Below are 17886 nucleotides of genomic sequence, written 5' to 3' on the forward strand. Positions count from 1 at the left end.
AGGCGCGGGTTCTCTCATTGCATCAAGCGATCAACGCTCAAGCAGGATCCGCAGCATGCGACGCAGCGGTTCGGCCGCGCCCCACAGCAGTTGGTCGCCGACGGTGAAAGCACCGACGAACTGCGAACCCATGTTCAGCTTGCGCAGACGACCAACCGGTACGTTCAGGGTGCCGGTGACTTTCGTCGGGCTCAGCTCCTGCATGCTGATATCGCGGTTGTTCGGCACCAGTTTGACCCAAGGGTTGTGCTGGCTGATCAGCCCTTCGATGTCGGCGATCGGCACGTCTTTGTTCAGCTTGATGGTCAGCGCCTGGCTGTGGCAACGCATGGCGCCGATGCGCACGCAGATGCCGTCGACCGGGATCGGGCTCTTGAAGCGACCGAGGATCTTGTTGGTCTCGGCCTGGGCCTTCCATTCTTCGCGGCTCTGGCCGTTCGGCAGTTCCTTGTCGATCCACGGGATCAGGCTGCCGGCCAGCGGTACGCCGAAGTTTTCGGTCGGGTACGCGTCGCTGCGCATGGCTTCGGCCACACGACGGTCAATGTCGAGGATCGCGCTGGCAGGATCGGCCAGTTGATCGGCGACAGCGGCGTGGGTCGCGCCCATCTGCTTGATCAGTTCACGCATGTTCTGCGCGCCGGCACCAGAGGCCGCCTGATAGGTCATGGCGCTCATCCACTCGACCAGACCGGCCTCGAACAGACCACCCAGGCCCATCAGCATCAGGCTGACGGTGCAGTTGCCGCCGATGTAGTTCTTGGTGCCCGCGTCGAGCTGCTGATCGATGACCTTGCGGTTGACCGGATCGAGGATGATCACGGCGTCGTCGTTCATCCGCAGGCTCGAGGCCGCGTCGATCCAGTAACCCTGCCAGCCGGCTTCGCGCAGCTTCGGGAATACTTCGCTGGTGTAGTCGCCGCCCTGGCAGGTCAGGATCACGTCGAGGGTCTTCAGCTCTTCAATGCTGTAAGCGTCCTTGAGCGGAGCAATGTCCTTGCCCACGGACGGGCCTTGGCCACCGACATTGGAAGTGGTGAAAAACACCGGCTCGATAAGATCGAAATCCTGCTCTTCCAGCATCCGCTGCATGAGCACGGAACCGACCATGCCGCGCCAACCGATCAGACCTACACGTTTCATCGCAACTACACCTTCTTGAAAAGTGGGCCGCTGCTTTGTATTGAATTTCGCAGCGGGCCCGAGAGATTACAGATTCCGCAGCGCGGCGACTACTGCGTCACCCATTTCCTGCGTACCGACTTTAGTGCAACCGGTCGAAAAGATATCGCCGGTGCGCAGACCTTGATCCAGCACCACGCTGACCGCTTTCTCGATGGCATCCGCCGCTTCGTGCAGATTGAAGCTGTAACGCAGCATCATCGATACCGACAGAATGGTCGCCAGCGGGTTGGCGATGCCTTTGCCCGCGATGTCCGGCGCCGAACCGTGGCAAGGCTCGTACATGCCCTTGTTGTTGGCATCCAGCGAGGCCGACGGCAGCATGCCGATGGAGCCGGTGAGCATCGACGCTTCGTCGGACAGGATGTCGCCGAACATGTTGTCGGTGACGATCACGTCGAACTGCTTCGGTGCACGCACCAGTTGCATCGCGGCGTTGTCGACATACATGTGGCTCAGCTCAACGTCCGGGTAATCCTTGGCGACCTGCTCGACCACTTCACGCCACAGTTGGCTGGACGCCAGTACGTTGGCCTTGTCCACCGAGCACAGTTTCTTGCCACGCACGCGGGCCATGTCGAAACCGACACGGGCGATACGGCGGATTTCGCTTTCGCTGTACGGCAGCGTGTCGTAAGACTGGCGCTCGCCGTTTTCCAGAGTACGGGTACCGCGCGGCGCGCCGAAGTAGATGCCGCCGGTCAGCTCACGGACGATCAGGATGTCCAGGCCGGCAACGATTTCCGGCTTCAGGCTCGAAGCGTCGGCCAGTTGCGGGTACAGGATCGCCGGACGCAGGTTGCCGAACAGGCCCAGTTGCGCGCGGATTTTCAGCAGGCCGCGTTCAGGGCGGATGTCACGTTCGATGGTGTCCCATTTCGGGCCGCCCACGGCGCCCAGCAGAACGGCATCGGCAGCGCGAGCGCGGTCGAGGGTTTCGTCGGCCAGCGGCACGCCGTGCTTGTCGATGGCGGCACCACCGATCACGTCATGGCTCAGCTCGAAGCCCAGGCTGTACTTGTGGTTGGCCAGCTCCAGCACCTTGACCGCTTCGGCCATGATTTCCGGACCAATACCGTCGCCTGGGAGAATCAGAATCTGCTTGCTCATGCTTTCCTCGTGTCTTCAGTCGGTGCGCCATCGACTGGCGCGCCCGGAAAAATACTTATCGTTTCAGGATTACTTTTCAGCCCAGAGCACCAGTACATCTGTACTGAACGAACCATCGGCTTCAATCTCAAAATATTCGCGCACTTCGTTGCCCATCGATTGCTGCAACTGGCGGATCGCGGCGCGCATTACTTCGGGTGTGCGCATGCGCTCGACCCAGCTGTTGTACTCCAGACGCAGGCGCTGACGCGTGGTGCTGCGGGTGTGCAGACCGGCCTCGCTGACCTGGCGCAACCACTCACCGGCCGAATAATCGCGCACATGGCTGGTGTCGCGCAGCACTTCGACGCTCTGCAAATAGGTGTCGAACAGCGGACTGCCCGGCGACAGCACATCGATGAACGCCGCCACGCCGCCCGGCTTGAGCACACGACGCACTTCGCGCAAGGCCACGCCGAGGTCACTCCAATGGTGCGCCGAATAGCGGCTGAACACGAAGTCGAATTCGCCATCGGTAAACTGCAGACGCTCGGCGGCGCCATTGACCGTGGACACGTTGCTCAAGCCGCGATCAACGGCAGCGGCGGCGACCACGTCGAGCATCTGCTGCGACAGGTCGTACGCCACCACTTCTTTCACCAACGGGGCGACGTGAAAACTCACGTGCCCGGCGCCGCAACCCAGGTCCAGCACCCGAGCCTCGCCCTGCCCCGTCAGTTCAGCCTGCAGCAGCGCAAATTCAGTGCCTTGAGCGTGAACGGCGCTGCTCAGGTAGGCGGCGGCCTGTTCACCGAATTGCTTTTGTACAACCTGACTGTGGGCGGTGCTGGTCATGGGTACGTCCTTTTCTGGGTTTCAACCTTTCAGATTCACGCGTCGCGGAACAACCAAGGCTGGCTCGCGCGATGTTTGGCTTCAAACGCGGCAATCGCATCGCCGTCCTGCAAGGTCAGGCCGATGTCGTCCAGGCCGTTGAGCAGGCAGTGTTTGCGGAAGGCGTCGATCTCGAAGCGGTAGACCTTGCCGTTCGGGCTGGTCACGGTCTGCTCGTGCAGATCGATCTGCAACTGATAGCCCGGCGCGGCCTCGACTTGCTTGAACAGCTCGTCGACTTCGGCATCGCTCAAGATGATCGGCAGCAAGCCGTTCTTGAAGCTGTTGTTGAAGAAGATGTCGGCATAGCTCGGTGCGATGATGCTACGGAAACCGTATTCTTCCAGCGCCCATGGCGCGTGTTCACGGCTGGACCCGCAACCGAAGTTCTCGCGGGCCAGCAACACGCTGGCGCCTTGATAACGTTCGGCGTTGAGCACGAATTCCTTGTTCAGCGGACGCTTGGAGTTGTCCTGATAGGGCTGACCCACATCGAGGTAACGCCACTCGTCAAACAGGTTCGGACCGAAACCGGTGCGCTTGATCGACTTCAGAAACTGCTTCGGAATGATCTGGTCGGTGTCGACGTTGGCACGATCCAGAGGCGCGACGAGACCAGTGTGCTGGGTAAAAGCTTTCATGCTGCGCTCCTTTAGATCAATTCACGAACGTCGATGAAACGACCGTTCACTGCCGCCGCAGCGGCCATGGCCGGGCTGACGAGGTGGGTACGGCCACCGGCGCCCTGACGGCCTTCGAAGTTACGGTTGGACGTCGAGGCGCAATGCTCGCCGGACTCCAAACGGTCCGGGTTCATCGCCAGACACATCGAGCAACCCGGCTCACGCCATTCGAAACCGGCTTCGAGGAAGATCTTGTCCAGACCTTCGGCCTCGGCCTGCGCCTTCACCAGACCCGAGCCCGGCACGACGATGGCCTGCTTGATGGTCGACGCAACCTTGCGACCCTTGGCGATCACCGCCGCAGCGCGCAAGTCTTCGATCCGCGAGTTGGTGCAGGAGCCGATGAATACGCGGTCGAGCTGAATGTCAGTGATCGCCTGATTGGCGGTCAAACCCATGTATTTCAAGGCGCGGACGATCGAGTCGCGTTTGACCAGATCCATCTCTTTAGCCGGGTCCGGCACGTTCTGATCAACGGCCAGCACCATTTCCGGCGATGTGCCCCAGCTGACTTGCGGCTTGATCTGCGTGGCGTCGAGCTCGACCACGGTGTCGAAATGCGCGTCGGCGTCGGACACCAGGTCTTTCCAGGATTCGACCGCCAGATCCCATTCGGCGCCTTTCGGTGCGAACGGACGACCCTTGACGTAATCCACAGTCTTCTGGTCCGCCGCCACCAGGCCCACGCGGGCACCGGCTTCGATGGACATGTTGCAGATGGTCATGCGGCCTTCGATCGACAGATCGCGGATCGCGCTACCGGCGAACTCGATGGCATGGCCGTTACCGCCGGCGGTGCCGATCTTGCCAATCACCGCGAGGACGATGTCCTTGGCGGTCACGCCGAACGGCAACTGGCCTTCGACGCGCACCAGCATGTTCTTCATTTTCTTGGCGACCAGGCACTGGGTAGCGAGCACGTGCTCGACCTCGGAGGTGCCGATCCCGTGAGCCAAGGCGCCGAACGCGCCGTGGGTCGAGGTGTGCGAGTCGCCGCAGACCACGGTCATGCCCGGCAAGGTCGCTCCCTGCTCCGGGCTGATCACGTGAACGATGCCCTGACGCACGTCGTTCATCTTGAATTCGACGATGCCGTATTCATCGCAGTTGTCGTCGAGGGTCTGAACCTGCAAACGCGAGACCTGGTCGGCAATGGCTTCGATGCCGCCCTTGCGCTCCGGGGTGGTCGGTACGTTGTGGTCCGGGGTGGCGATGTTGGCATCGATGCGCCACGGCTTGCGCCCGGCCAGACGCAGGCCTTCGAAGGCTTGCGGCGAGGTCACTTCGTGAATGATGTGACGATCGATATAGATCAGCGCCGAGCCATCGTCGCGCTGCTTGACCAAATGCGAATCCCAGAGCTTGTCGTAGAGCGTTTTGCCGGCCATCAGACGGTTCCTCATCAGCTTGTTTCTATGCCCTGGGCTTATCAATAACCCTTTGGCTTGTGAGGCCGATCCTATGGGGTTAGATTAAATAACTCAAATTCATATTTTTTATGCTTTGGATAACCAACTGGAATACAAACATGGACCTGGCCAACCTCAATGCTTTTATCGCGATTGCCGAGACCGGAAGCTTCTCCGGTGCCGGTGAACGGCTGCACCTGACGCAACCGGCGATCAGCAAACGCATCGCCGGGCTGGAGCAGCAATTGAATGTGCGGCTGTTCGACCGGCTCGGTCGTGAAGTAGGCCTGACCGAGGCGGGCCGGGCCCTGCTGCCAAGGGCTTACCAGATTCTCAACGTGCTCGATGACACCCGTCGCGCCCTGACCAACCTGACCGGTGAAGTCACCGGTCGACTGACTTTGGCCACCAGTCACCACATCGGCCTGCACCGCTTGCCGCCCTTATTGAGGGAATACACCCGCCGCTACCCACAGGTGGCGCTGGATATTCAGTTCCTCGACTCGGAAGTGGCCTACGAAGAAATTCTCCATGGCCGGGCGGAACTGGCGGTCATCACCCTGGCGCCGGAGCCGCATACGCTGGTCAAAGCCACGCCGGTCTGGGATGACCCGCTGGATTTCGTGGTCGCCCCGGAACATTCGTTGATAAGCAACGGCGCCGTCACATTGGCGGACATTGCCGGCCATCCGGCGGTTTTCCCCGGCGGCAACACCTTTACTCACCATATTGTCCAACGGCTGTTCGAGGCTCAGGGCCTGACGCCGAACATCGCCATGAGCACCAACTACCTGGAAACCATCAAGATGATGGTGTCGATCGGCTTGGCCTGGAGCGTTTTGCCGCGCACGATGCTCGATGAACAGGTGGCGCGCATACCTTTACCGGGCATACAGCTCAGTCGCCAGCTAGGCTATATCCTGCACACTGAAAGGACGCTGTCGAATGCTGCACGGGCGTTTATGGCCCTGCTGGACGCTCAAATCGATCTGCCAGGGACTCTCGGCTAACTTGTGCTACTCCTATAGAGCTGCCGTCCCTGTGCCTAACGCCCAAATCAGCTCAAGGCCCCTTAACAATGCCGAAATCTGTTGACCGTATTCCGCCGATGCCGCGTATTCAGGCCATTGATCCACGGCGATCCGAGCAGAGCTGGGAGAGCGCGCCGCAATTGCTCGCGGCGCTCAACGGTGCCCGCCTCGGCGCCTGGTACTGGGACATCGAGCGCGGGCAGATCAGTTGGTCGCGAGGCACTCAGGCCTTGTTCGGCTTCGATCCGCGGCAACCGCTGCCCGAAGACCTGGAATACCTTGACCTGCTGCCGCCGGAAGACCGGGCGAAAACCATCCGCGCCTTCCACGCGGTGATTGCCGGTGCGCCGCTGGAACAGGCGATGCACCACCGCATCCGCTGGCCCGACGGCAGCCTGCACTGGCTGGAGATCAACGGAAGCCTGTTGCCGGACAAACACGGTCGCCCCCGAATGATCGGGGTGATCCGCGAAATCACCCACCAGCGGCAACGGGAACAGGCGCTCAGCAGTTCGGAGAAACGTTTTGCGACACTGTTTCACCTGTGCCCGAACATGGTACTGCTGACCCGTCAGGAAGACGGCCTGATCAGCGAGGCCAACCAGTATTTCGAAAGCCTGTTCGGCTGGCCGGTGCAGAGCGCCATCGGTCGCACCACCCTGGAACTGGGCCTGTGGGTGCATCCCGAGCAACGGGCCGAGCTGGTCAAGAAGACCAAGGCCAAGGGCGAACTGATCAGCATGGAGGTGCAGTTCCGCGCCAGCAACGGCCAGATCCACGACGGCATTCTCAGCGCGCAAAAGGTCGAACTCGAAGGCCAGCCGTACCTGCTCAGTACCTTCCTCGACACCACTGAACGCAAAGCCGCCGAACATGCCCTGAAAGACAGCCAGGAACGCCTCGACCTGGCGCTGGATTCGGCGCAGCTCGGCACCTGGGACTGGCACATTCCCAGCGGCATGCTCTACGGCTCGGCCCGCGCTGCGCAATTACACGGTCTGGAGCCAAAACCGTTCCATGAGTCGTTCGAAGAGTTCTTCGAGGGCGTCCCCGGCGAAGAGCGCGACAGCATGCGCGACGCCTATCGCAGCCTGCGCGAAGGCCCGGCCGGCAATTATCAGCTGACTTACCGCGTGCAATTGCCGGACGGCAGCTCGCGCTATCTGGAAAGCCGCGCCCGCCTCTATCGCGACGACAACGGCGTACCGCTGCGGATGGCCGGCACCCTGCTGGACATCACCGATCAGGTCGAGCGCGAACAACGGCTGGTGGCTTCGGAAGAGAAATTCGCCACGCTGTTCCAGGTCAGCCCCGACCCGATCTGCGTCACGCGCCAGGAAACCGGGGAATTCATCGAGATCAACTCCAGCTTTTCCCAGACCTTCGGCTGGAGCGCCAGCGATGTGATCGGCCACACCGCCGAAGAAATCGGCCTGTGGGACGCCTCGGCGAAAAGCCTGCAACGCATCGAACGGGTGATCCGCGAACAGGGCCTGAGCAATGTCGCGATCATCGTCCAGCACAAGGACGGCCAGTCGCTGACCTGCGTGATTTCCAGCCGCCAGATCAGCGTCGGTAACCAGCCGTGCATCGTTACCACGCTACGCGACATCACCCAGCAACAGCGCTCGGAAGCGGCGCTCAAGGCCAGCGAAGAGAAATTCGCCAAGGCGTTCCACTCCAGCCCCGACGCCATCACCATCACCGAGCGCGACACCGGACGCTATCTGGAGGTCAACGACGGTTTCTGCCGCCTCACCGGCTACCGCGCCGACGAAGTGGTGGGCAAAACCGTGTATCAGGTCGGTATCTGGGCCGAGGAAAAACAACGCTCCGCACTGCTCGCCGAGCTGCAGATCAAGGGCCGCGTGCACCATCAGGAAATGCTCGGGCGCAACAAGCGCGGCGAGATACTGACGGTGGAAGTCTCGGTCGAGCCGATCACTCTCAACGAAACCGCCTGTCTGCTGCTCACCGCCCGGGACGTCAGCCTGCTGAAGAACGCCGAGGCGCAGATTCGCCACCTGGCCTATCACGATCCGCTGACCAACCTGCCCAACCGCGCACTGCTGATGGATCGCCTGAGCCAGCAGATCGCCCTGCTCAAGCGCCACAACCTGCGCGGGGCGCTACTGTTTCTCGATCTGGATCACTTCAAGCACATCAACGACTCGCTGGGTCACCCGGTTGGCGACACGGTGCTGAAAATCATCACCGCGCGGCTTGAAGCCAGCGTGCGCATGGAAGACACCGTGGCGCGGCTCGGTGGCGATGAATTCGTGGTGTTGCTCAGCGGTCTGGAGGGCACGCGCAACGAAGTCAGCGCGCAAGTACGCGAGCTGGCCGACACCATTCGCGAACTGCTGTCAGAGCCGATGTTCCTCGACGGCCAGCGCCTGCAAGTGACGCCGAGCATCGGCGTGGCGCTGATTCCCGATCACGGCTCGACCCCGACCGACCTGCTCAAACGCGCCGATATTGCGCTGTACCGGGCCAAGGATTCGGGGCGCAACACCACGCAGATGTACCACAACACCATGCAAAAGGCGGCCAGCGAACGGCTGCGCATGGAGACCGACCTGCGCCTGGCGCTGTCCCGGGGCGAGTTCGACGTGCACTACCAACCGCAAATCGACGCCCGGGACAACCGCATCATCGGCGCCGAAGCCCTGGTGCGCTGGAATCACCCGGAACTCGGCGCGCAATCGCCCACCGAATTCATCAAGGTGCTGGAGGACAGCGGGCTGATTCTGGAAGTCGGCACCTGGATCCTCGATGAGGCGTGCGAAGCCTTCAAGCAATTGATCGCCGAAAAACTGATCGACCCTCTGGCCTTCAGCCTGTGCGTGAACATCAGCCCCCGGCAGTTCCGCCAGAATGACTTCGTCGAGCGCATCGAGCGCAGCATGAGCAGCCACGGCCTGCCCTGCTCCTTGCTGAAACTGGAAATCACCGAAGGCATCGTCATTCAGAATCTGGAAGACACCATCAGCAAAATGCGTCGTCTGAAAAAACTCGGCGTGAGTTTTGCCATGGACGATTTCGGCACCGGCTATTCATCGCTGACCTACCTGAAACGATTGCCGGTGGACACGCTGAAGATCGATCAGTCGTTCATCCGCGACGCCACCACCGACCCCAACGACGCCGAAATCATCCGCGCCATCGTCGCCATGGCCCGCAGCCTGGAACTGGAAGTGATCGCCGAAGGCGTGGAAACCCCGGAACAGCTGGCCTTCCTGCAAGGGCTGGGCTGCCATTTGTATCAGGGTTATCTGCACAGCCGGCCGTTGCCGCTGGAAGGGTTGAAGGGATTGCTGAAATGACCCGACACCTGCGATTGCTTGTCGCAAGTATTGACCCAGGCCGGTAATTGCCAGGGTTGGCGGCAACCTGTAGGGTCGCGTTTTTTCGCGCTGTTTCGAGATCGATCATGCAGGATGCAACCCTCCCCCGCCCGGCCCTGCTGGGCATTGACCTTGGCACCACCAACAGTTTGATCGCCGTCTGGCAGGACGGTCAGGCCCGATTGATCCCCAACGCCCTCGGCGAGGTACTGACCCCTTCGGTGGTCAGCCTCGATGAAGACGAGACCATTCTGGTCGGCAAAGCCGCACGCGCACGCCTGACGACCCACCCGGAACGAACAGCCGCCGCGTTCAAGCGATTCATGGGCAGCGACCGGCAGATCGAACTCGGCACCAAAACCTTCAGCCCCGAAGAGTTATCGGCACTGGTGCTGGGCTCACTCAAGCAGGACGCCGAAGCCTTTCTCGGCCACCCGGTGGCTGAAGCGGTGATTTCCGTGCCGGCGTATTTCAGTGACGAGCAACGCAAACGCACGCTGTTCGCCGCCGAACTGGCGGGCCTGAAGGTTTCCCGACTGATCAACGAGCCGACCGCCGCTGCAATGGCGTACGGGCTGCACGAGCAGAAATTCGAACGCACGCTGATCTTCGATCTGGGCGGCGGGACGTTCGATGTCACGGTGCTGGAATATGCGTTGCCGCTGATTGAAGTGCATGCGTCCACCGGTGACAACTTTTTGGGTGGGGAGGACTTTACCGAGGCCTTGCTGCAAGCATGCCTCAAGGCGTGGCAGCTCACCCCGGCGCACATTGAAGCCCAGAATCTCGCCAGCCTTTGCGACAACCTTGAACAGCTCAAGTGCAAGCTCTCTGAAGGCACTCAAAGCCTGAACTGGCGCAATGGGGAGAGTTCGTATGAATGGTCGCTGGACGAAACCGGCGCCGTAAAGATCTGGGAACCACTTCTGGCCCGTTTGCGCGCACCGATCGAGCAAGCCCTGCGTGATGCCCGCCTCAAACCCCGAGATCTCGACAGCTTGGTGTTGGTAGGCGGTGCTACCCGGATGCCGGCGGTGCAGCAAATGGTGGCCACGCTGTTCGGACGCCTGCCTTATCGACACCTCGATCCGGACACGATTGTCGCACTGGGTGCGGCGACGCAAGCGGCCTGCAAGGCGCGGGACGGTGCGGTTGAAGAACTGATCCTGACCGATGTCTGCCCTTACACACTGGGAATTTCGACCAACCGTGGTGAAGGTATCAGCGGCGCTTTTTCACCGATCATCGAGCGTAATACCATTATTCCAACATCCAGGGTGCAACGCTTTTACACCACGCATCCACAGCAGGAGACCATTCGCATCGCGGTCTACCAGGGCGAACGCCCTTGGGTGCGCGATAACATTTTCATTGATGCTTTCGACGTACCGGTAACGGCGAGCGAACAGATCCAGGCTCTTGACGTGCGTTTCAGCTACGACATCAACGGATTGCTTGAAGTCGACGTCAACTTGCTGGACAGCGGTGAACGTCACAGCCACAGCATTGATCGAAGCCCGACCGGGCTCGACGAACAATCGCGACAAAACAGTCACGAGCGACTCGCCACCCTGAAAATCCACCCCCGAGACGCCCTTCCAAACCGGACGCTACTGGCCCGGCTGGAGCGTGCGTGGACGCAAAGCCTGGGGGACGAACGCGAACGCATTGCCGACTGGCTGGACACGTTCACCACCGTGCTCGGCAGCCAGCAATCGGAAGAGATTGCCAGCCACCGGTCACAACTCAACAAGGCTCTGGATCAACTTCGCCTCTAACCGATCAGCCGTCGCAACGTGGCCTGCAAACCGCCGGGCAGTGTGTCTTCACCGACGCTGTCCGGTGGCACGCCGTACCGATTGGGCAACGTGTCACCGGGAAATCCGAACAATACCAGCGGCAAGAAAGGCAGTACCGGCGACAACACTGCGATGATCAGCAAGGTGGGAATCCCTCGCCCCATATCATGCAGGCGACGCAAAATCGCGCCGAGCAGGAACGCTGCGCCCAACAACATAACGATGATTCCGGCCAGCGGCGTACCGCTGAGCAACGCCGCCAAAGGCGTGATCAGCACAGCGCCAATGACCTGCCAGATGAATGCGCCTCGGCCCAACCGCGAGCCCAAACGCCAGAACGCTGAAGCCGGCGTCGGGCGGGTGTCGCTTTTGGCCTGCAACAAACGCTCACTCCACGACAACAGCGCGCTGAAGGCAAAACGCAGACCGAGGCCATTCTCGGGATTGTCCTTGGCTCGTTGCATACGCAGCAGCATTTTCTGCCGCGGCACACCGGCACTGCCGTAACGCACCAATCTCTTGAGCACATCCACGGCCAGGCCGAAAGCATCACTGCTGATCCCTTCTTCCTCCAGAAGCGCTGAAGGTGGATGCGGCGGCTCACCCTTGATCAAACCGTGGCGGAAACCATCGAACCAGTCCTGTGGATTGACGACCTCGGTAATCCTGTCGAGCAGGTATTTTCGCTGCTGGGCATCCAGCAGAGGATCGTGATACAGCACGCCCCCCAGCAGCATGCGCCCGAGCAAATCGTCATCGAACGCCTTGATATCGCTGCGCATGCACTCGAACAAGCGGTCGTTGCTCAGCAACCGCGCACTGTCGAGCGCCTCCTGAGCGCTCAACAGCTGACGGGCAAGCATGGCATGCACCGGATCTGCCGCTTGCAACCACCCGAGCAGACCGCTGGCACTGCCCTGTTCGCGATTCAACCGGCAGAGCAACGGTTGCAAACGCGCCAGAGGATGCTCCCGCTCTACATTCATCGAGTCGACGCAATGCGCCGACTGCGCGCCCAGCCAGCGCACCGGCTGGTCGAGCGTCGCCAGCAGATACAGGGCCTGACGATGCCATTCCCACACATCGCAACGACCATCGATAGCGGGAAGCAACATGCCCTGCCCGGCGAGTTGTGCCTGCAACTTCAGTCCGTCGAGCAGCGCGCCTTGCTTGCCGAGGCCGAATGCCTCATCCAGTCGGGCCAACGAACGAGCGTCGTAGGCTCGCAGGCGACGCATCCACAGCAGACAAAGCGCCAGCGGTTCGCCCTTCTGCAACACCGGCTCAAGTACCGGTTGCGCTGAATTGCTCGCCAGAAATGCTTTCAGTGCCAGCGGAATCGGTGCCTGGGTCAACCAGCAGATTTGCTGGTCGGCCTGATACTTGAAGCCTTCCAACACCAACTGTTCAAGAATGTCCGAAGCCTGCGGCGCCTCCATGATTCGTTGCAGCAATGGAACGTCACCCCGGTGCAGCGCCCAGGCGTACTGGTACAGCGTCTGCAGTCGCGTGTCATCGCTGGCGACGATCAGAGATGCCAATAACGGTAATTCATCACCACTGATGCGCCATTCGACGAAGGCATCGGCAATGTCATGCAGCTCAAGCTGTCGGGCGCGAAACCAGCGACCCAGTGTTTCCGGACGCTGCGAAGGGCTGCCGTATTCCTGGGTGACATCACCCAGGTCATCGGACCAGTCGCGGAAATTCTCGAGGCGATCAAATGCCTGAATCAACAACGGCAAACGCTGGGGTTGATGACGCGCGCACAGGGCCAGGAGCCAGTCCGCGGCTTTCGGGTGCTGATGCTCTCGCCAGAGACGCACCCAAGCCTGTAAAGCCAATTCTTCCATGCCCAAGGCGCTGCGCTGGCACGCCAGCAGATAGAGCCAGTCAACATCCATCGGCGCAAGCCGATGCTGCTCATTGATGATTTCGAGAAAGCCTTTGCTGGCGATGCCGGCCTGACTGAACTGGATGGCCAGACGCTGCAGCAAACCGTCGTCCGGCGGTAGCGGTACGCAGGTGTGAAGGTTGGCGAAATAACGGTAATCATCCAGTGACGCATTACGGTGGAGATGATTCAGCGTACGCAAAAACCATAGCGTTTCCAGTTGCGCGACGACTGGCCATTCGCTCATCAACGATGTATCGAAAGGATCCGCCGCCTCGATACGCTGCAAAAATTCGTCGACATGCCGGGCATTTTCGAAATCCAGATCGAGCATCCGACTTGCCCAGCCCATGCGTTGGGCGAGCAAGCGTGCGCAGACGTGGGAAATAGGTCCTGCATCGAGCAACTCGCGCAGCAAAGGCCAGCAGACCTCATCCAAAACCTCAAGCGGCACTTGATCCAGCTCAAAAATGAAGACTTGCCACGCCGCAGGAGCGAATCGGCGCGCAGAATCACTGAGCAACGCCTCAAAGCCGCTTAACAGCTGATCGCTGGCATTCAGCTCGGTGTCAGCCGGTGCATCTGCCTCGGGCTCTTCTTCTCGGGCAAAGCGCAGGGCGATTTCATAGGCTTCACGCAATGCCTGGAAACCTTCAGGGTCCGTTTCCGGATGGTGCTTTGGCAAACGCGCGCGATAGGCGCCACGAATGGCTTCATTGTCTTTGGTGGGCTCGATACCCAAGCGAATCCAGCAGCTCATGACCAGTCGAACTCCCCTAGAGACTCAGGGCGTTCCGGCAGATGCAGGGGCATGTCCCAAGGCAATTGTGCAAAAAGATCGCGAGCGTCGCGATCCAGCTTCCTGATCACCACCGTCGTGCCGACGTAATCACCCTGCCGGTCGTATTCGTGAGCCAGTTCCTCATCCTTGTTGCCGAGGCAATGCCAAAAGGCCTTGCCGATGACAAAACCGTTCAGATAACTGGTCCAACTGTCGTAGTAATACCGCGCACGCGCCGCCATGCGACCGTGCAACCAGAGGCTTTCGGTCAGGTCGATCCAACCGTGCAGCACTGCGGAGCGCAGCAGAAATCCCATACGCCCGATGTCCCAGGCGCGAATACCACCGGAGCCACATTCTCCGAACGTACGGCTGGCCAATTCGTAAAAAGCTCGTTGCCGGCTGTCGAGTGTTTCGATCAGCGCTTGCCACTCGGAAGGCAGGCAGCGTTCCCATTGACGATAGGCTTCGTTCAACTGTGTGGCGTGCCCGTTGTCGGCTGTGCGCAACATGTCTAATAGTTGCGGGCGCGTGGTAATGCCCCACCCTCCTTCGACATCGACGTGCTTGAGGTCGAAGCAATAGGTGGGTGCCGTGTAGTCGGCATCGGGATTTAGGGCAACCAAAGGTGCAGAAAGCGCATACAGCCAGCGCTGCTCCATCTCGTCCATGAAAAAGGCTCCGGGGCCGGTGAAAAATGAGGAGTGCCGGCCTTGTCGGCGCGGATTGTAAAGAGCCGGGAAACCAGCGGCAAACCCCGCGACGATTTTCCTGCGCCCACAAAAAAGGCCCCGACGTATCGGGGCCTTCATTCAGCGGCTTATCGCCCGTTCAGACGATTTGTTTCTGCAAGTGACTCAGTGTTGCAGTGCCGGCTGCGCCCCGTTGATCGGGATGCGCTTGGCTTTCGCCTCTTCCGGAATCACTCGCAACAGGTCGATGCTCAACAGACCGTTGCTCAGGCCGGCGGCCTTGATCTCGATGTGATCGGCCAGGCGGAAGGACAACTTGAATGCACGCTGGGCAATGCCCTGGTGCAGGAACGTGACGCCTTCGTTGGCATCACGCTTGCCGCCACTGATGGTCAGCACGCCTTTCTCGACTTGCAGTTCCAGGTCTTCTTCCTGGAAACCGGCCGCCGCCACGACGATGCGGTATTGATCGTCACCGTGTTTTTCCACGTTGTAAGGCGGATAGGTGCTGCCTGGCTCGTTGCGCAGAGCGGTTTCGAACAGGTCGTTGAAACGGTCGAAACCCACCGAAGAACGGAACAGTGGAGCGAGGGAAAATGCAGTACTCATGATTCAAATCTCCTGAAAACAATCAGCAAGTTTTTTTGTCTCCGCGACCCGAATTCGGCATCGCGTAACCCTTAGATAGGGACCTGCGTTTTGTTTTCAAGAGATCGTTTGAAGATTTTTTTCAGGCGGCTTCGGCGACCGGCAAACCCAGCAAACGCGAGACCTGATCCGGCTCGGTCTCCCGGCGCAGCACGGTAAAAAGCTCAACGGCTTCGGGATAATTGCGGGTCAACATGGCCAACCACTGCTTCAAACGGCCCGGCGATTGGCGCGCGGTCATTTGTGCTTTGGCTTGCAGCCAGAAGTCCTGGATCAGCGGCATCAGTTCGGTCCAGGTCATCTCGACGACGTCCTCGCCGGCACGGGCGGCGGCGATCTGCCTGGCCAGATCCGGACGCGACACCAGACCACGACCGAGCATGATGTCTTCGACGCCGCTGATTTCCCGGCAGCGGCGCCAGTCTTCGACGCTCCAGATGTCGCCATTGGCAAACACCGGCACCTTGACCACGTCCTGCACGCGCGGGATCCATTCCCAATGCGCTGGCGGCTTGTAGCCGTCGACCTTGGTCCGGGCGTGAACCACGATGTGCTCGGCACCGCCCTCGGCCAGCGCCGTGGCGCAGACCAGCGAGCCGTCCGGACTGTCGAAACCCAGGCGCATCTTGGCGGTAACCGGAATGTGTGCAGGAACGGCGCGACGCACGTGCTCGACGATCCGGTTGAGCAGTTCCGGCTCCTTGAGCAGCACCGCACCGCCACGGGATTTGTTGACCGTTTTTGCCGGACAACCGAAGTTCAGGTCGATCACTTCAGAACCGAGCTCGCAGGCCAGCGCCGCGTTTTCTGCCAGGCACACCGGATCGGAACCCAGCAATTGCACGCGCAGCGGCACGCCGGAAGCGGTGCGCGCACCGTTGAGCAGTTCAGGGCCGAACTTGTGGAAATAGGCCGGGGTCAGCAACTGATCGTTGACCCGAATGAACTCGGTCACGCACCAGTCAATACCGCCGACACGGGTCAGGACATCGCGCAGGATGTCGTCGACCAACCCTTCCATCGGCGCCAGAGCAATTTGCATGGGAAACACACACTCAAGGAAAAACGTGCGGCAGTTTACTGGGTTTCGCGGGTTAAACCCATGTCCGCTGTCTGGATGGCCGGGCCGTAGCCGTCGATGAACTCGGCGGGCATGCGCTTGGGCCTGCCGGTGGACAGCTCGATGCAGACGAAGGTGGTCTGGGCGCGCAGCAGCGTGGCGTTGTCGCTGGGGCGAATCAACTGGAAGTGACGGGTCATTTTCAGGCGCTGATCCCAATCGACGATCCAGGTCGCCAGTTGCAGCTCGTCGCCTTCATAGGCGGCGGCCAGGTAATCGATTTCGTGGCGCACAACGGCCATCGCCCGATCCAGACGCCGGTACTCGACCAGATCCAGACCCAGACGCTGCGAGTGGCGCCAGGCGCAGCGCTCGAGCCAGGTCACGTAGACCGCGTTGTTGGCGTGGCCCAGCCCGTCGATGTCCTCGGCGCCCACTTGCAGATCAATGGTAAACGGCGTTGCCCGATCCCAGCCCATGCCCTACTCCCGGTCAAATGATTCAACCGGGGCAGTGTAACGGATGACTAGGCCGATTGCCGCGCCTGAAGGCTGCGCCCGGCCAGCAGTGATAACACGCCATCAATCACCCGAGGGTCGGCCAGTACGCGCTGATGGCCGCCGGCTTCCAGACGCAGCAAGCGACTGTCGAACCAGGATTCGTGGATCAGTTGGGATTCCTTGACCGAAACGAAAGTGTCGTCTTCGGCATGCACGATCAGGCCCGGCATATCCAGTTGATAGTGAGCGACATCGAGCGTGGCGGCGCGCATGCCGACGTCTTGCTCGACCTGGCGAATGAACGCCGAACGAGCTCTGGGTGGCATGCCGACGTAACGGGCAAATCCGCGCAACACCCCGAGAATCCGCGCTGGAGCGGCGATGCTCACCAGGGTTTCGGTGCGCAAGCCCAATTGCACCGCGAGCATGGCACTGGCACCGCCCATGGAGTGGCCGATGACCGCTTGCAACGGCGGCAATTCGGCCGCGGCTTCAAGCATCGCTCGAGCGAACAGCACCACGTTGGCTTCGCGCCCCGGCGAGCGACCGTGGGCCGGACCATCCAGCGCGACAACCGTGTAGCCCGCGTCGACCAGCGCCGTGATCAACGCGGCAAACTGGGTGGGTCGCCCTTCCCAGCCGTGCATCAGCAGGACCGTCGGGCCTTGTCCCCAGCGCAGAGCCGAGAGACCGAAACGCAAGGTAATGCGCTCGGATTTGGCCAGCAGCGGCAGTTCCCAGTCCCGCGGTGCATTCGCGCGCGGCGTCATGAACGCCAGCCGCATTTTGCTCGCCACCAGTTTCGGTGCGAACCAGCCCAAGGTGCCATTAACGCCGCGAACCCACTTCAACGTGCTCATCGCTCTCTCCTCGGGCT

The 17886-nt window shown here is 60.8% G+C and carries 14 protein-coding genes; 3 read left to right on the plus strand and 11 right to left on the minus strand.

Annotation, left to right across the window (positions count from 1 at the left end):
* Nucleotides 1–30 precede the first annotated feature (30 nt).
* The 5 genes from asd to leuC form a co-directional block, all read right to left on the minus strand.
* Nucleotides 31–1143, minus strand: coding sequence for an aspartate-semialdehyde dehydrogenase (asd, locus tag GQX66_RS17845; RefSeq protein ID WP_003226428.1), 1113 nt, complete (start codon nt 1141–1143; stop codon nt 31–33).
* Nucleotides 1144–1209: 66 nt separating this feature from the next.
* Nucleotides 1210–2292, minus strand: coding sequence for a 3-isopropylmalate dehydrogenase (gene leuB / locus GQX66_RS17850; protein WP_134020722.1), 1083 nt, complete (start codon nt 2290–2292; stop codon nt 1210–1212).
* Between the two features lie 69 nt (nt 2293–2361).
* The gene (locus GQX66_RS17855; RefSeq protein ID WP_240870247.1) at nt 2362–3126 is read right to left on the minus strand and encodes a class I SAM-dependent methyltransferase; all 765 of its coding nucleotides are present in this window, start codon (nt 3124–3126) and stop codon (nt 2362–2364) included.
* A gap of 35 nt (nt 3127–3161) precedes the next feature.
* Nucleotides 3162–3806: a 3-isopropylmalate dehydratase small subunit gene (leuD, locus tag GQX66_RS17860; RefSeq protein WP_007956446.1), complete on the minus strand. Its 645-nt coding sequence runs from the start codon at nt 3804–3806 to the stop codon at nt 3162–3164.
* Between the two features lie 11 nt (nt 3807–3817).
* Nucleotides 3818–5236, minus strand: a complete 1419-nt coding sequence (leuC, locus tag GQX66_RS17865; protein ID WP_011333350.1) for a 3-isopropylmalate dehydratase large subunit — start codon at nt 5234–5236, stop codon at nt 3818–3820.
* A gap of 140 nt (nt 5237–5376) precedes the next feature.
* Here leuC and GQX66_RS17870 point away from each other — a divergent pair, with 140 nt between their 5' ends.
* The 3 genes from GQX66_RS17870 (at nt 5377) to GQX66_RS17880 (ending at nt 11413) form a co-directional block, all read left to right on the plus strand.
* Nucleotides 5377–6267, plus strand: coding sequence for a LysR family transcriptional regulator (locus tag GQX66_RS17870; RefSeq protein ID WP_007956444.1), 891 nt, complete (start codon nt 5377–5379; stop codon nt 6265–6267).
* Between the two features lie 68 nt (nt 6268–6335).
* Nucleotides 6336–9614, plus strand: a complete 3279-nt coding sequence (locus GQX66_RS17875) for a bifunctional diguanylate cyclase/phosphodiesterase (RefSeq protein WP_085747835.1) — start codon at nt 6336–6338, stop codon at nt 9612–9614.
* Between the two features lie 107 nt (nt 9615–9721).
* Nucleotides 9722–11413 (plus strand): molecular chaperone HscC, encoded by a 1692-nt coding sequence (locus GQX66_RS17880; RefSeq protein ID WP_240870248.1) that lies wholly within the window; start codon nt 9722–9724, stop codon nt 11411–11413.
* Here the strand turns inward: GQX66_RS17880 and GQX66_RS17885 are convergent.
* The 6 genes from GQX66_RS17885 to GQX66_RS17910 form a co-directional block, all read right to left on the minus strand.
* Nucleotides 11410–14088: a DUF805 domain-containing protein gene (locus GQX66_RS17885; RefSeq protein WP_240870250.1), complete on the minus strand. Its 2679-nt coding sequence runs from the start codon at nt 14086–14088 to the stop codon at nt 11410–11412. The two genes, GQX66_RS17880 and GQX66_RS17885, sit on opposite strands and share 4 nt — an antisense overlap.
* Nucleotides 14085–14780, minus strand: a complete 696-nt coding sequence (locus GQX66_RS17890) for a DUF1266 domain-containing protein (protein WP_236190954.1) — start codon at nt 14778–14780, stop codon at nt 14085–14087. Before GQX66_RS17890 ends, GQX66_RS17885 begins: the two co-directional genes overlap by 4 nt.
* 186 nt (nt 14781–14966) lie before the next feature.
* Nucleotides 14967–15410: an Hsp20 family protein gene (locus GQX66_RS17895; protein WP_011333344.1), complete on the minus strand. Its 444-nt coding sequence runs from the start codon at nt 15408–15410 to the stop codon at nt 14967–14969.
* Nucleotides 15411–15531: 121 nt separating this feature from the next.
* On the minus strand, nt 15532–16491 hold the full coding sequence (locus tag GQX66_RS17900; RefSeq protein ID WP_085747839.1) for a tRNA-dihydrouridine synthase: 960 nt from the start codon (nt 16489–16491) through the stop codon (nt 15532–15534).
* Between the two features lie 35 nt (nt 16492–16526).
* On the minus strand, nt 16527–16988 hold the full coding sequence (locus tag GQX66_RS17905; protein ID WP_007956435.1) for a thioesterase family protein: 462 nt from the start codon (nt 16986–16988) through the stop codon (nt 16527–16529).
* A gap of 47 nt (nt 16989–17035) precedes the next feature.
* On the minus strand, nt 17036–17869 hold the full coding sequence (locus GQX66_RS17910) for an alpha/beta fold hydrolase (protein WP_240870252.1): 834 nt from the start codon (nt 17867–17869) through the stop codon (nt 17036–17038).
* Nucleotides 17870–17886: the final 17 nt, after the last annotated feature.

The organism is Pseudomonas sp. B707 (genome assembly GCF_022496685.1).
Classification (GTDB): domain Bacteria; phylum Pseudomonadota; class Gammaproteobacteria; order Pseudomonadales; family Pseudomonadaceae; genus Aquipseudomonas; species Aquipseudomonas paraglycinae.

Coding starts and splice junctions, on each gene's coding strand:
- asd (WP_003226428.1), bottom strand. CDS start 1,143: ATGAAACGTGTAGGTCTGATCGGTTGGCGCGGCATGGTCGGTTCCGTG.
- leuB (WP_134020722.1), bottom strand. CDS start 2,292: ATGAGCAAGCAGATTCTGATTCTCCCAGGCGACGGTATTGGTCCGGAA.
- GQX66_RS17855 (WP_240870247.1), bottom strand. CDS start 3,126: ATGACCAGCACCGCCCACAGTCAGGTTGTACAAAAGCAATTCGGTGAA.
- leuD (WP_007956446.1), bottom strand. CDS start 3,806: ATGAAAGCTTTTACCCAGCACACTGGTCTCGTCGCGCCTCTGGATCGT.
- leuC (WP_011333350.1), bottom strand. CDS start 5,236: ATGGCCGGCAAAACGCTCTACGACAAGCTCTGGGATTCGCATTTGGTC.
- GQX66_RS17870 (WP_007956444.1), top strand. CDS start 5,377: ATGGACCTGGCCAACCTCAATGCTTTTATCGCGATTGCCGAGACCGGA.
- GQX66_RS17875 (WP_085747835.1), top strand. CDS start 6,336: ATGCCGAAATCTGTTGACCGTATTCCGCCGATGCCGCGTATTCAGGCC.
- GQX66_RS17880 (WP_240870248.1), top strand. CDS start 9,722: ATGCAGGATGCAACCCTCCCCCGCCCGGCCCTGCTGGGCATTGACCTT.
- GQX66_RS17885 (WP_240870250.1), bottom strand. CDS start 14,088: ATGAGCTGCTGGATTCGCTTGGGTATCGAGCCCACCAAAGACAATGAA.
- GQX66_RS17890 (WP_236190954.1), bottom strand. CDS start 14,780: ATGGACGAGATGGAGCAGCGCTGGCTGTATGCGCTTTCTGCACCTTTG.
- GQX66_RS17895 (WP_011333344.1), bottom strand. CDS start 15,410: ATGAGTACTGCATTTTCCCTCGCTCCACTGTTCCGTTCTTCGGTGGGT.
- GQX66_RS17900 (WP_085747839.1), bottom strand. CDS start 16,491: ATGCAAATTGCTCTGGCGCCGATGGAAGGGTTGGTCGACGACATCCTG.
- GQX66_RS17905 (WP_007956435.1), bottom strand. CDS start 16,988: ATGGGCTGGGATCGGGCAACGCCGTTTACCATTGATCTGCAAGTGGGC.
- GQX66_RS17910 (WP_240870252.1), bottom strand. CDS start 17,869: ATGAGCACGTTGAAGTGGGTTCGCGGCGTTAATGGCACCTTGGGCTGG.